The 13,431-nt window shown below is 65.1% G+C and carries 10 protein-coding genes and 1 pseudogene; 4 read left to right on the top strand and 7 right to left on the bottom strand.

Annotated features, from left to right (window positions below; all coding sequences use genetic code 11):
* Positions 1-882 precede the first annotated feature (882 nt).
* From GGD63_RS37350 to GGD63_RS37365, 4 genes and pseudogenes are all read left to right on the top strand, one after another.
* The gene (locus tag GGD63_RS37350; protein ID WP_183249937.1) at positions 883-4,281 is read left to right on the top strand and encodes a helicase-related protein; all 3,399 of its coding nucleotides are present in this window, start codon (positions 883-885) and stop codon (positions 4,279-4,281) included.
* 10 nt (positions 4,282-4,291) lie between these two features.
* A pseudogene (locus GGD63_RS37355) lies at positions 4,292-4,561 on the top strand (RNA-binding S4 domain-containing protein); the annotation flags it as partial.
* 132 nt (positions 4,562-4,693) lie between these two features.
* On the top strand, positions 4,694-5,032 hold the full coding sequence (fdxA, locus tag GGD63_RS37360) for a ferredoxin FdxA (RefSeq protein WP_018643465.1): 339 nt from the start codon (positions 4,694-4,696) through the stop codon (positions 5,030-5,032).
* Positions 5,033-5,376: 344 nt separating this feature from the next.
* Positions 5,377-6,201, top strand: coding sequence for a CarD family transcriptional regulator (locus GGD63_RS37365; RefSeq protein ID WP_183249941.1), 825 nt, complete (start codon positions 5,377-5,379; stop codon positions 6,199-6,201).
* A 190-nt stretch (positions 6,202-6,391) separates the two neighbouring features.
* Here the strand turns inward: GGD63_RS37365 and GGD63_RS37370 are convergent, their stop codons facing one another.
* Genes GGD63_RS37370 through cyoA form a run of 7 tightly spaced genes read right to left on the bottom strand, consistent with a single transcriptional unit; the run spans position 6,392 to position 13,308 of the window.
* Positions 6,392-6,925, bottom strand: coding sequence for a response regulator transcription factor (locus GGD63_RS37370; protein ID WP_183249943.1), 534 nt, complete (start codon positions 6,923-6,925; stop codon positions 6,392-6,394).
* A complete protein-coding gene (locus GGD63_RS37375; protein ID WP_183249945.1) occupies positions 6,915-8,315 on the bottom strand; it encodes an ATP-binding protein in 1,401 nt (466 codons plus the stop codon). The genes GGD63_RS37370 and GGD63_RS37375 overlap by 11 nt, the downstream gene beginning before the upstream one ends.
* On the bottom strand, positions 8,287-9,135 hold the full coding sequence (locus tag GGD63_RS37380; protein WP_183249948.1) for an SURF1 family protein: 849 nt from the start codon (positions 9,133-9,135) through the stop codon (positions 8,287-8,289). The genes GGD63_RS37375 and GGD63_RS37380 overlap by 29 nt, the downstream gene beginning before the upstream one ends.
* Positions 9,132-9,512 carry a cytochrome o ubiquinol oxidase subunit IV gene (cyoD, locus tag GGD63_RS37385; RefSeq protein WP_183249950.1) on the bottom strand — a complete coding sequence of 127 codons (381 nt, stop codon included), beginning with the start codon at positions 9,510-9,512 and terminating at the stop codon, positions 9,132-9,134. Before cyoD ends, GGD63_RS37380 begins: the two co-directional genes overlap by 4 nt.
* Positions 9,509-10,138: a cytochrome o ubiquinol oxidase subunit III gene (gene cyoC / locus GGD63_RS37390; protein ID WP_183249951.1), complete on the bottom strand. Its 630-nt coding sequence runs from the start codon at positions 10,136-10,138 to the stop codon at positions 9,509-9,511. Before cyoC ends, cyoD begins: the two co-directional genes overlap by 4 nt.
* The gene (gene cyoB / locus GGD63_RS37395; RefSeq protein ID WP_183249953.1) at positions 10,139-12,136 is read right to left on the bottom strand and encodes a cytochrome o ubiquinol oxidase subunit I; all 1,998 of its coding nucleotides are present in this window, start codon (positions 12,134-12,136) and stop codon (positions 10,139-10,141) included.
* Positions 12,137-12,147: 11 nt separating this feature from the next.
* Positions 12,148-13,308 carry a ubiquinol oxidase subunit II gene (cyoA, locus tag GGD63_RS37400; protein ID WP_183249955.1) on the bottom strand — a complete coding sequence of 387 codons (1,161 nt, stop codon included), beginning with the start codon at positions 13,306-13,308 and terminating at the stop codon, positions 12,148-12,150.
* Positions 13,309-13,431 lie beyond the last annotated feature (123 nt).

Raw genomic sequence — 13,431 nt, forward strand, 5'->3', positions numbered from 1 at the left:
TCTCTCGCCAAGGCATCGGCTGGTCCTCCCAGCCGACAGAGAACTGTCACCCATCCATCCGGTCTACTGTGTTACCTCTCTATCCGGTCTGGACAGTGATTTCTTACCCTCCCCTGGAGGGGGAGGGTCGATCGCGCGCAGCGCGAGCGGGGTGGGGTGATCCCTCCGCACGAACAGTTCCCGTGGGGAGAGATCACCCACCCCGCTGCGCATTTCGCTGCGCTCCATGCCCAGCGACCCTCCCCCTCCAGGGGAGGGTAAGAAAGTGAGCTATCTCAATATCTTACATGCCGCCACCGCGCCAACCGCCACTCACCCGCTCCTACTGTGCATGGGGTTGTTTTCGCAGTTTTGTTTTGGGCAGCCCCCGATCCCGGAATCCATTTGACTCCTCCCCGATTCTGATTCGACTCCGCGCCGTCCCCAATTTTAAGGAACCCGCCATCGAAACGTCGCTTGTGCGACGGGGCAAAACTCCATCTAGTGCGCGCCTAAGACGAGTCCCGCGACATGTTGCGTGAACGGAACAGGACTCAACAGGGAGTCAGCGATTCGGCCGCGATTCGTTCTAGAGTCGTTCCGAAGCTTAAAGAGAACGGAAAAAGCGTCGCAAAGTGAAACAGTTGCGCGAGGGATGGGGAGGCGGGCCTGTTGCTCCCGTCACCCTGAGGTGGCCGCTTCTTCAGCGGCCCTCGAAGGGCGACGGGCCCCACCGGTGCCGCCAGCACGCTCTAGGCTGGCATCCGGGCCGTGCATCCTTCGAGGCTCGCCCCACGGCGCAATGGCGCCGCAGGGCTCGCGCCTCAGGATGACGGATCAGTCGCCTCACCGCCCCAAACAGCACTGACATTCGCCCAAATCGGCACTACCTAATCCCCAGACATGGCCTTCTCTCCCTCCTCCTTCGCCTCCGAGCGCGCCCTTCACGATCGAGTGCCTGGCGCGGGCGTCACTGCGGTGCTCGGGCCGACCAACACCGGCAAGACCCATCTCGCCATCGAGCGGATGCTGGCGCATCCCTCGGGCGTGATCGGGCTGCCGCTGCGCCTGCTTGCGCGCGAGGTCTACAACAAGATCGCCGATCGCGCGGGCGTCGAGAGCGTCGCGCTGGTGACGGGCGAAGAGAAGATCAAGCCGAAGAACCCGCGCTACTGGGTCTCCACCGTCGAGGCGATGCCGCGCGACCTCGACGTTTCCTTCCTCGCCGTCGACGAGGTCCAGATCGCCTCTGATCTGGAACGCGGCCACGTCTTCACCGACCGCATCCTCAACCGCCGCGGCCGCGACGAGACGCTGCTGTTAGGGGCTGCCACCATGCGCCCGATCATCGAGCGCCTGTTGCCTGGCGTCTCCATGATCACGCGGCCGCGGCTGTCCAGCCTCGAATTTGCCGGTGATCGCAAGATCACGCGCCAGCCGCGCCGCACCGCCATCGTCGCGTTCTCGGCGGATGAGGTCTACGCCATCGCCGAGCTGATCCGCCGCCAGCATGGCGGCGCTGCCGTTGTTCTGGGCTCGCTCTCGCCGCGCACCCGGAACGCGCAAGTGGCGATGTTCCAGAACGGCGACGTCGATTACCTCGTCGCCACCGACGCGGTCGGCATGGGCCTCAATCTCGACGTCGACCACGTCGCCTTTGCCTCCGACCGCAAGTTCGACGGCTACCAGTTCCGCCGGCTGACGCCGTCCGAATTCGCGCAGATCGCAGGCCGCGCCGGCCGGGCCACGCGCAACGGCACCTTCGGCACCACGGGCCGCTGCGCGCCGTTCGAGCCCGAGCTCGTCAACGCGCTGCAGAACCACACCTTCGATGCCGTGAAGATGCTGCAATGGCGCAACTCGAAGCTGGATTTCTCCTCGCTCGGCGCGCTCCAGGTGTCGCTGAACCTCGCCCCCGGCCATGAGGCGCTGACGCGCGCGCCGATCGCCGAGGACATGCGCGTGCTCGACCATGCCGCCCGCGATGTCGAGGTGCGCGATATCGCGCACGGCAAGGCGGCGGTGGAACGCCTCTGGGAGGCCTGCCAGGTCCCCGATTACCGAAAACTGTCGCCGGCCGCCCATGCCGAGCTGGTGACCACGCTGTACGGCTTCCTGATGCGGAAGGGCTGCATCCCCGATTCCTGGTTCGCCGCCCAGGTCGAGCAGGCCGACCGCGTCGACGGCGACATCGACACGCTGTCGGCCAGGATCGCGCAGATCCGCACCTGGACCTTCGTCGCCAACCGCCCGGACTGGCTGAAAGACCCCGAACGCTGGCAGGGGATCACGCGGGAGGTCGAAAATAAATTATCGGATGCGCTCCATGAACGCTTGACTGAGCGTTTCGTTGATCGTCGGACCAGTGTATTGATGCGCCGCCTGCGGGAGAACACGAGCTTGAATACTGAAATCGGCAAGACCGGCGAAGTCATCGTCGAAGGCCATGTCATCGGCCGCCTCGACGGCTTCACCTTTGCACCGGATGCGGCGGAGGCCGGCTCCGATGCGAAAGCCTTGCAGGCTGCAGCGCAAGCGGTGCTCGCCGGCGAGATCAACGCGCGCGCCGAAAAACTGGGCAACGCGCCGGACGAGCAGTTCGTGCTCACCTCGGAAGGCACCATCCGCTGGACCGGCGATGCCGTGGCGCGGCTGTCCGCCGCAGAGGACGCGCTGCATCCGCGCATCCGCATCATCTCCGACGAGCGCCTCACCGGCGGCCCCCGCGAGAAGGTGCAGGCGCGGCTCGACCTCTGGCTCAAGACGCATATCGAAAAGCTGCTCGGACCGATGTTCGAGCTCTCCAAGGCCGAGGACGTCACCGGCATTGCCCGCGGCATCGCCTATCAGCTGGTCGAGGCGCTCGGCGTGCTCGAGCGTCCCAGAATCGCGAACGAGCTGAAGGATCTCGACCAGCCCTCGCGCGCGACGCTGCGCAAGTACGGCGTCCGCTTCGGCGCCTATCACATCTATTTCCCCGGCCTGCTCAAGCCCGCCGCGCGTGCGCTCGCTGCGCTCCTGTGGGCGCTGAAGCAGGACAATGTCGATCTGTCCGCGCTCTCGGGCGCGCAGCATCTGGCCTCGTCGGGCCGCACCTCGTTCCCGGTCGACAAGCAGCTGCCGCGTGATGCCTATCGCGTGCTCGGCTACAAGCAGGCCGGCGAGCGCGCCGTGCGCGTCGACATCCTGGAGCGTCTTGCCGATCTGATCCGCCCGGCGCTGGCCTGGCGCGAGAACTCGCCCGGCGAAAAGCCCGCCGGCGCCTTCGACGGCCGCAGCTTTGTGGTGACGCAGGCGATGACCTCGCTCACCGGCTCCGCCGGCGAAGATTTTGCGTCCGTGCTGCGCGCGCTCGGCTATCGCATGGAGAAACGTCCGCCGCGGCCGGTGAAGCCCGCAGCGCCCGCTGCCGAGACGGTCGTGGCCGAGACGCCGCCTGCCGAGGGCACCGCGGACACCTCGACCGAGACTGCGGCTGAAGCCGTTGCCGGCTTGCCGGAGGCTCCGGCTTCAGAGGTTGCTGCCGAAGCTGTCACCGTCGAAGACGCGCCCGGCATGGAGCAGCACGACGAGCCCGCCCCTGAGGAGCCGGCGCTCGAAGCTTCTCCCGAAGCCCCCGTCACGCCGGAAGATGCCCCCGGCATCGCGCCGCCGGCCGACGAGGCCGCTGCGCCGGTTGAGACCTCCGGCCTGGAAGCTGCAGCTGCCGAGACCGCCGCCACCGAAGCCGCTGCATCGCCCGATGCTGCCGCGCCTGTCGAAGCCGCTACCGCGCCCGCCGAGCCCGAGCTGGTCGAGGTCTGGCGTCCCGGTGGCCGTCACGAGGATCGCAAGCCGCGCCACGAGCGCCATCGCCACCAGCGTCACCACAATCAGCCGCGTCCGCAGGCCGGTGCCGAAGCCGGCAGCGCGCCCGCGGAAGCTGCGTCCGGCGAAGCCGCTGAAGGCGCAAAGCCGGGCCATCGCCATGGCGGACATCGGAAAGACTTCCGCAAGGGCCGCGAAGAGGGCGGCGGCGATCGCCGCGAGCAGCGCAGCGACAACAACCGTCGCTTCGAGGGCAAGGATCGCGATCGGGATCGAGGCAAAGGCAAGCCCGGCGATCGCGACAGTGGCCGCGAGCACCGTGGTGGCCGCGACCGCGACAAGGGCCGCGACCGTCGCGATCGCGAGTCGGGTCCCTCGCTGCGGCCCTACGCGTCGAGTGCGAACCCGCGCGAGCGTGATCGTCCGGTCGATCCCAACTCGCCCTTTGCAAAACTCGCCGCGCTGAAAGAGCAGCTGTCCGGTCGGAAGGAGTGATCCCACGACCGAGCGGCAGCGCCTCGACAAATGGTTGTGGCACGCGCGGGTGGTGAAGGCGCGCACCTCCGCGGCCGAGCTGGTCGTATCGGGCCACGTCCGCATCAACGGCGCGCGCGAGACCTCGCCGGGACATGCGGTCAAGCTCGGCGACGTCCTCACCATCGCGCTCGACCGCACCGTGCGCGTGTTGAAGGTCACTGGCTTCAACGAGCGCCGCGGCGATGCCGCCTCGGCGCGCGTGCTCTACGAGGAGCTGAGTGAAGCGAAACGCAATTAATTGCGGTTCGAATTCATTTCTTGGTCGATCAAACACATAAAGCCGTCATGATCGGGCCTTGCCGACCTTGCGGCGCCGGGCCATCCGCGCTACGCAAGCCGCGACTTTTAAAAGAGCTTTTCGGAGCGTTGGATGACTTACGTCGTCACTGAAAACTGCATCAAGTGCAAGTACACCGACTGCGTCGAGGTCTGCCCGGTCGACTGCTTCTACGAGGGTGACAACATGCTCGTCATCCACCCCGACGAGTGCATCGATTGCGGCGTGTGCGAGCCGGAATGCCCCGCCGACGCCATCAAGCCGGACACGGAACCGGGCCTCGAAAAGTGGCTCCAGGTCAACGCCGATTACGCCAAGAGCTGGCCGAACATCACCCAGAAGAAAGAATCACCCGCCGACGCGAAGGAATTCGACGGCATGGAAGGCAAGTTCGAGAAATATTTTTCTCCGAACCCCGGCTCCGGCGACTAATCCGCGCCCAAACTTAACCCTAATACCTTCGTTGCGGCCGAAAACCAGCCCTCAAGACCCCTAAATCATTGATTTTTGCGGGAAATGTGCTATATTGGGCACATTAAGCCGAACCCCGTCAGCCCCGTTGGCCCCGCTGGGTTCCCGTGAAACCAAATGTCGAACAGGGGCGTGGCAGTTTCCGCGCGCAGGCTGTGTCACAGAAAACGCGTAAAAAGAGTACTTCAGCGAGGGCTTCCCATAAGGAGGCCAAAAAAGTCGCCGCGGCCAGCCGTAGCGCATCCAAGGGTCGGACCGCGACGAAGGCGCCGGCTGCAAAGTCCTCGAAGAACAAAAGAAGCGCAATGCCTAACAAGACTGCCAAGCCGGCCGCGAAAGCGACCGTTTCCAAGCCTGCTGCCGCCAAGGCTCCCGCTGCCAAGCCTGCGCCGAAGGCCCCTGTTGCTGCTGCTCCTGCCAAGGCTTCCGTTGCTGTCAAGGCTCCCGTTGCTGTCAAGGCTCCCGTTGCTGCCAAGCCGGCCGCCAAGCCCGCTGCTGCGCCGAAGGTCGAGGAAAAGAAGGTCGTGACCCAGCGTCAGGGCTTCAAGGCCAACGAATTCGTCGTCTATCCCGCTCACGGCGTCGGCCAGATCCTGGCCATCGAGGAGCAGGAGATCGCCGGCGCGAAGCTCGAGCTGTTCGTCATCAATTTCATCAAGGACAAGATGACGCTGCGCGTTCCGACCGCCAAGGTCGCCAATGTCGGCATGCGCAAGCTGTCCGAGCCCGCGCTGGTCAAGAAGGCGCTGGAGACCCTCAAGGGCCGCGCCCGCGTCAAGCGCACCATGTGGTCGCGCCGCGCCCAGGAATACGAAGCGAAGATCAATTCGGGCGACATCGTTGCGATCGCGGAAGTCGTGCGCGACCTCTACCGCTCGGAGTCGCAGCCGGAGCAGTCCTACTCTGAACGCCAGCTCTATGAAGCGGCGCTCGATCGTCTCTCCCGCGAGATCGCGGTGGTGCAGCACTCGACCGAGACCGAAGCGGTCAAGGAGATCGAGGCCCAGCTCGCCAAGAGCCCGCGCCGCGCCAATGCCAAGGCGGAAGCCGGCGAAGGCGAGACCGATGCCGAGGGCGATACCGACGATACCGATGGCGACGACACCACCGTTGCCGACGAGGCCGCGTAAGCGTCTCGCGTCGATCACAAGAGATCAAGAGCCCGGCCGGATGGCCGGGCTTTTTGTTGGGTTCGTACTTCGTAGGGTGGGTTAGCTCGCGGCTGCGCGAAGCGCAGTCCGCTAGCGTAACCCACCGGTTCTTCCTCAACGGAAAGGAAAGCGTGGGTTACGGCTTCGCCTAACCCACCCTACGTTTGCATCACTTCACCGGCCGCTTCTCGAGCTTGCGCGCGAGCGTCCTGCGATGCATCCCCAATCGTCGCGCCGCCTCCGAAATATTGAAATCCGTTTCGATCAGGGTCTGGTGGATGCGCTCCCATTCCAGCGTCTTGATCGAGGTCGGCCGGGCGTCGAGTGCGACCTCGGCGTTGCCTTCGGCCTTGTGGAAGGCGGCCTCGATGTCGTCGGTATTCGACGGCTTTGCCAGATAGTGGCAGGCGCCCAGCTTGATCGCCTCGACGGCGGTCGAGATGCTGGCAAAGCCGGTCAGCACCACGATCAGCATGTCCTCATCGTGCGTGTGCAGCAGCTCGACGCAGGCGAGCCCCGAGGCGCCGCCGAGCTTGAGGTCGACCACGGCATGGCCGAAGGAGCGCTCCTCCAGCACCTTCCGCACCTCCTCGATCGAGGCGGCGAGCACGACCTCGTAGCCGCGGCGCTCGAACGAGCGCTTCAGCGTGCGCGCAAAGCCGGAATCGTCCTCGACGACGATGAGCGAACGGTCAGGCGTCAAAGCTGCCTCCGATCGCGAGCGTTGCGAGCGGCAGCGTCAGGCGGACGGTGGCGCCGCGCTTCCTGTGGTTCTCGGCGGTCACGCTGCCACCCAGCTTGCGCACCACATTCACCACCAGGAACAGGCCGAGCCCGCCGCCGGCGCGGCCCTTGCTGGAGTGATAGGGCTTTCCGAGCTGCGCCAGCATCTCTGGCGCAAAGCCCGGGCCGCGGTCGGAGATCGACAGCACGAGATTGTCGCCCTCGCGCTCGGCCACAAGCTCGACCCAGTCGCGCGAAACTTCATAGGCATTGTCGAGCACGTTGAAGATGACCTGCTTCAGCGCGACGTCCGAGACGATGGCGACGTCCTCGCCAAACGTGTTGACGAAATAGAGCGTGCGCGCCGAACGGGCGTCGCGCCACTCCTCGACCAGCGCGGTGACGAAAGCCGTCACTGTCGTGGGCGAGGAGCCTTCGCCGCGGGCTTCGCCCGCCGACACCAGGATGCCCGTCACGATCGACTTGCAGCGCTGCAGCGAGGTCTCCATTTCCGCGAGGTCCTCGGCAAGCTCCTGCTTGGCGGCAAGATCCGGCATGCGGCGCCAGTCGCTCAGGATGACCGAGAGCGAGGCGAGCGGCGTGCCGAGCTCGTGCGCCGCGCCGGAGGCGAGCAGGCCCATGCGGACGATGTGATCCTGCTCGGCCGCATGCTGGCGCAGCGCCGCCAGATGTGCGTCGCGCTCGCGCAAATTCCTGTTGATGCGGGTCACGAACACGACCAGCAGCACGGCGTTGAGCGCGAAGCCGAGCAGCATGCCTGTTACGGTGAGGCTGTAGGTCTCGCTGATCGGGTTCGGCGGCAGGTCGAGCGGCCGGTACGCCAGCGTCAGCCAGACGAAGCACGCGCAGGTCAGCGCCACCAGCGACCAGGTCGAGCGGGCGTCGAGCAGCACGGCAGCCAGCGTCACCTGGAGCAGGAACAGCGAGGTGAAGGGATTGGTCGCGCCGCCGCTGAGGTAAAGCTGCGCGGTCAGCGCGGCGACGTCGAGCATCAGCGCAACCAGCAGTTCGTTGCTGGAGATCGCGGCGCGATGGCGCACCCAGACCAGGCTCGAGACGTTGAGCAGCACCAGCGCGCCGATCACCGCACCCATCCGCTCCAGCGGCAGCGGAATGCCGAGCCAGAAATGCACGCCGCCGATGGTCACGATCTGGCCGACCACCGCGGTCCAGCGCAGCTGGATCAGCAGCGCCATGTTCTTGCGGTTGGTCTCGTCGTCGGTGGGCGCAGCGCCGATCAGCTCGCTGCGCGTATCCGCCTGCGACTGCAGCGTGACGGCCGGCTCGCCGCCATGGGCGAGCGTCTGCGTTCTTCCGTCGTCAGGCCTGTTCGACGATCGTTCCAGCATCTGATCCCGTCCTGCGGGCGGTGGCATCGGGGCCGCCGGCCGGTTCGTGGACGAAGCGCCTGCGGCGGAACAGCCCGCCGCCGAATGTGACGAAGAGTTTACCGGCCAGCATGAAAGCCAGGGCAAACCACGTCAGCGCATAGATCAGGTGGTTATTGGGAAAGCGGATCACGGTCAATCCGCCGATGGGCCCGCCGGCGGATTGTGATCCGGCGTCGGCATCGACGAAAAACGGGGCGACGTCGTGGAGGCCGTGTGCCGCCGCAATCGCGGCGACGTCCCGCGAGTACCAGCGGTTGTGCTGCGGAACATTGGTGCGAAGGAAGCCGCCCTTCGGCTCCGTGACGCGCAAGAGGCCGGTGATTTCGACCGGGCCTTCGGGATTGCCGGCCTGTCGCGTCGATGCGTCGCGCCGATCGGTCGGCACGAAGCCGCGGTTGACCAGGACTTGCGTGCCGTCGCCGCGCTGAAGCGGCGTCAGCACCCAATAGCCGGGGCCTTCTTCGGTCACGGCCTGAACCAGCGTCTCGCGGTCGTGCAGGAAGCGGCCGGTGACGCTGACGTGCCTGTATTCGTCGCTTGCGGCGGTGACTGTGGGCCACGCCGCGGGAACGGGGATCGGCTGCGCCGGGGCATGGACGCGCTGCTCGACGCGATCGATCAGCGCCAGCTTCCAGGCGCGGCGCTCGATCTGCCAGACGCCGAGGGCGATCAGAAGTACAAAGGCCGTGAGCGAGAGGACCGTGAGCCACAAGGACGGGCGTGCAGCCTTGCGGGGCGCGCCCAGTGCCTTGATCGTCACGGTCCCTATATCGCTCACTTCATTCCGCTCATCTGGTGGATGGGCATCATGTTGCTGTTGAGGTGGTTCATGACCCACAGCGAACCGGACAGCCCGATCACCACCATGACGATGGTGAAGATCAGCGCCATCATGGTCCAGCCATTCTCGGACTTGGCGTTCATGTGCAGGAAGTAGATCATGTGCACGACGATCTGCACGACCGCGAAGGCCATGATGACCAGCGCGGTGATCTGCTTGCTCGGCAGCGCGCCGCTCATCACCAGCCAGAACGGGATCGCGGTGAGCACCACCGAGAGCACGAAGCCGAGCATGTAGCCCGAGAACGTGCTGTGGGCGTGACCGTCGTCGTGGTGATGGTCGTGCGCGCCGGCTGCGTGGGTATCGGTGGTCATCGCAGAACTCCCAGGAGATAGACGAAGGTGAAGACGCCGATCCAGACCACGTCGAGGAAGTGCCAGAACATCGACAGGCACATCAGGCGGCGCCGGTTGGCCTCGATCAGGCCGAATTTCCCGACCTGCACCATCAGGGTCACCAGCCAGATCAGGCCGCAGGTGACGTGCAGGCCGTGGGTGCCGACCAGGGTGAAGAACGCGGACAGGAAGGCGCTGCGCTGGGGCGTGGCGCCTTCGTGGATCATGTGGGCGAACTCGGTGAGCTCGATGCCGATGAAGGCGGCGCCGAACAGGCCGGTGATCGCCAGCCACATCTGCGTCTGGCCGATCTTGTTCTGCTGCATCGTCAGCATCGCAAAACCGTACGTGATCGACGACAGCAGTAGCATGGACGTGTTCACCGCGACCAGGTTCAGGTCGAACAGGTCCTTCGGCGCGGGGCCGGCGGCGTAGTTGGCGCCGAGCACGCCGAAGGCGGCGAACAACATCGCGAAGATGAGACAATCGCTCATCAGGTAGATCCAGAAGCCGAGCGAGGTGCTGTAGCCTTCCGGATGCGGGTGTTCGTCGGCGAGATAGAACAGCGGCTCGCCGGTTTGCGTTGGATTGACGGCAACAGTCATTTACTTGGCTCCGGCGAGCAGTTTGGTGCGCGCGTCCTCGGTCCGGATGACGTCTTCAGCCGGAATGTCGAAGTCGCGGTGATAGTTGAAGGTGTGACCGATACCGACGGCGAGCATCGCGAGGAAGCTCGCAGCCGCCAGCCACCAGATGTACCAGATCAGGCCGAAGCCCATCGCGGTGGCGAGGCCGGCGAGGATGATTCCGGTGCCGGTGCTGCTGGGCATGTGGATCGGCTTGAACCCGGTGAGCGGACGCTGGTAGCCGCGCTTCTTCATGTCCCACCACGCGTCATTGTCGTGAACGACGGGGGTGAAGGCGAAGTTGTAGTCCGGCGGCGGCGAGGAGGTCGCCCATTCCAGCGTGCGCGCATCCCAGGGATCGCCGGTGACGTCCTTGAGCTGCTCGCGCTTGAGCAGGCTGACCGCGAACTGCATCAGCATGCTGAGGATGCCGAGGAACACGAGGAAGGCGCCGATCGCGGCGATGATGAACCAGATCTGCAGGGACGGATCATCGAACACGCGCAGGCGGCGGGTCACGCCCATCAGGCCGAGCACATAGAGCGGCATGAAGGCGAGGTAGAAGCCGACGACCCAGAACCAGAACGACAGCTTGCCCCAGAACACATCGAGCTTGAAGCCGAACGCCTTCGGGAACCAGTAGTTGATGCCGGCGAACGCGCCGAACACCACGCCGCCGATGATCACGTTGTGGAAGTGCGCGATCAGGAACAGGCTGTTGTGCAGCACGAAGTCGGCCGGCGGCACTGCGAGCAGCACGCCGGTCATGCCGCCGATCACGAAGGTCAGCATGAAGGCGATCGTCCACATCATAGGCAATTCGTAGCGGATGCGGCCGCGATACATCGTGAACAGCCAGTTGAACATCTTCGCGCCCGTCGGGATCGAGATGATCATCGTGGTGATGCCGAAGAACGAGTTGACGCTGGCGCCCGAGCCCATCGTGAAGAAGTGGTGCAGCCATACGAGGTACGACAGGATGGTGATGACGACCGTGGCGTAGACCATCGAGGTGTAGCCGAACAGCCGCTTGCCGGAGAAGGTCGAGGTGACTTCCGAGAAGATGCCGAAGGCCGGGAGAACCAGGATGTAGACCTCGGGGTGGCCCCAGATCCAGATCAGGTTCACATACATCATCGGGCTGCCGCCGAAATCGTTCGTGAAGAAGTTGGTGCCGACGTACCGGTCGAGCGAGAGCAGCGCGAGCACGACGGTCAGAACGGGGAAGGAGGCGACGATCAGGATGTTGGTGCAGAGCGAGGTCCAGGTGAACACCGGCATCTTCATCATGGTCATGCCGGGGCACCGCAGCTTGACGATGGTGCAGATCAGGTTGATGCCGGATAACGTCGTTCCGACGCCGGCGACCTGCAGCGCCCAGATGTAATAGTCGACGCCGACATCAGGACTGTAGCCGATGTTCGACAGCGGCGGATAAGCCAGCCAGCCGGTGCGGGCGAATTCTCCGATAAACAGCGAGGCCATCACCAGTACCGCGCCGCCGACCGTCATCCAGAAGCTGAAATTGTTCAGGAACGGGAACGACACGTCGCGCGCGCCGATCTGCAGCGGCACCACATAGTTCATCAGGCCGGTGACCAGCGGCATCGCTACGAAGAAGATCATGATCACGCCGTGGGCGGTGAAGACCTGGTCGTAGTGATGGGCGTTGAGATAGCCCTCGGAGCCGCCAAAGGCGAGCATCTGCTGGCCGCGCATCATCAGCGCGTCCGCAAAGCCGCGCAGCAGCATCACGATGCCGAGGATCATGTACATGATGCCGATGCGCTTGTGGTCCACGGTGGTGAACCATTCGCGCCAGAGGTAGCCCCAGAGGCGGAAATAGGTGAGGCCGCCGAGCAGCACGGCGCCGCCGAGCGCGACCACCACGAAGGTGCCGACGACGATCGGCTCGTGCAGCGGCAGCGATTCGAGGCCGAGCCGGCCGAAGATGAGCTTGAGAAGATCAGGAGACATGCGCGTTCTCTTTAGGAGTCTGACTTCGGACGCTGTCCGAGGAAGAAGGACGAGGACTTCAGCGGCGTGAAGGTCGGCCGCTTCAGGCCGGCGCCGGTCAGCGGCGCAATGTCGGTCGGAGCCTTGATCGACGCGGTGGTCTGGCCCTGCGGCGCATCCGGCGTGCAGGTGCCGGCGACGAAGGTCGGCTCCGGCCCGAGCGGGGTGCCGCGGCGGGCGTACTTGTCGTAAGTGAGCGGCAGGGTGTTGTTCAGGCCCTCATGGCCGCGACCGCCCTTGGCGTCGATTGCCATCATCTCGCTCTGGCACATCTTGCCGGTCTCGACGCACATGTTGAGGATCAGGCGGTAGAGATCGGAATCGATGGTGCCGTAGCGGCGCACCGGCTCGTTCTGGCTGGGCTTCTCCAACTGGAGATATTCGGCGCGGCCGAGCGAGCCGCCGGCGGACTTGGCGCTGGCGATCCAGGCGTCGAAGCCCTTGTCATCGAGGCCCTGGAAGTCGAAGTGCATGCCGGAGAAGCCGGCGCCGCTGTAGTTCGCCGAAAAGCCCTTGTAGGTGCCGGTGTGGTTCACGACGGCGTGGAGCTTCGTCTCCATGCCCGGCATCGCATAGATCTGGCCGGCGAGCGCGGGAATGTAGAACGAGTTCATCACCGAGGATGCGGTGATGCGGAAGTTGATCGGACGATCGACCGGAGCAGCGAGGTCGTTGACGGTGGCGATGCCGTAGTCCGGATAGATGAAGAGCCACTTCCAGTCGAGCGCGACGACATCGACCTCGAGCGGGGCCCTGGACTGGTCCACGGCCTGCTCCGCCTTGATGCGGCCGAGGGTGCGATAGGGGTCGAGCAGATGCGTGCCCATCCAGGTCAGCGCGCCCAGGCAGACGATGATCAGCAGCGGCGCCGACCAGATCACCAGTTCGAGCTTGGTCGAGTGGTCCCATTCCGGCTCGTAGCGGGCCGAGGTGTTGGACTGGCGGTAGCGCCAGGCGAACAGCACCGTCAGCGCCATCACGGGGACGACGATCAGGAGCATCAGGACGGTGGAGATGATGACGAGGTCGCGCTGCTGGGCAGCGATGTCGCCGGCTGGCGCCAGCACGACGTAGTTGCAGCCGCTGAGCGAAACTGCCAGGGGTAGTAGCGCCAGGATCTTGAGACGAGACACGGGCCGAGCCTTTGAGAATGAGTTTCCTTTGCGGGGCCAACGGGTAGCTGCGACGCAGCAATCCGGACATTGGACAATTTGTCCAATGTTGCAGTGCGGAATGTTGGGCCAGACAGGGCCAGA

Origin of the sequence: Bradyrhizobium sp. cir1 (genome assembly GCF_014198245.1) — a bacterium.
Taxonomy (GTDB): domain Bacteria; phylum Pseudomonadota; class Alphaproteobacteria; order Rhizobiales; family Xanthobacteraceae; genus Bradyrhizobium.